Below are 641 nucleotides of genomic sequence, written 5' to 3'. Positions count from 1 at the left end.
CGCCATCTTTTTTTAGATAGACAATAGGCTCTACGTCAAATTTGAAGCCCTCTATTGGAGTACGTTCTTCCCAAATATCCGTTACTTCACTTATAAATTTATCATAAGGAATTTCGATATAATGCTCTCCTTTATCTCGCAAACCTAAGATGTGTATTTGGGTATCTATATCAGGGAATAAAATAATCTTGCCGTTTTTCACAACTTGATTAGGAGTATACTTTCCTCCACAAAATATGCAATAAACATATTTGCGAATGGCTGTGAATTCGTAAACAGATTCACGTGAGAGATGCAATTTATAATAATCACCTGATTTTTCAAAGCCTAGGCTTAAAAAAAATGGATCTTTAGTATAAGCTATCCTATACTCATCAGCATAGCTAAGTTTCAGCCATCTATCACATATATAGATATAACTACCACTCTTCAAATATTCTATCTCCTTTATTGTCATTTTATTAACTCATTTTACCCTATTGAACTTATCTCTATCAAAAATTGCTCTTAGTTTCTCTGTTCCATCGTTAAATACTTCCCAATGTTCTGCCCTCGTAGAGTCAACCAGCAAGTGCAGAGCTGCACTTTTATTTGATACAACTCTGATTTCAGTTTTTCAAAACTGAGTTTCTGTCTCAATC

The 641-nt window shown here is 33.7% G+C and carries 1 protein-coding gene; it reads right to left on the bottom strand.

Translation table 11 applies throughout. From position 1 onward, the window contains the following. Positions 1–457 (bottom strand): hypothetical protein (locus tag HMPREF9999_RS02645; protein ID WP_009436765.1); only part of this gene is annotated, 457 nt, incomplete at its 3' end. Positions 458–641: the final 184 nt, after the last annotated feature.

Origin of the sequence: Alloprevotella sp. oral taxon 473 str. F0040 (assembly GCF_000318095.2) — a bacterium.
GTDB lineage: Bacteria > Bacteroidota > Bacteroidia > Bacteroidales > Bacteroidaceae > Alloprevotella.
Note: the sequence above shows the minus strand (reverse complement) of the source record. Positions and strands in the feature narration are given on the sequence as shown.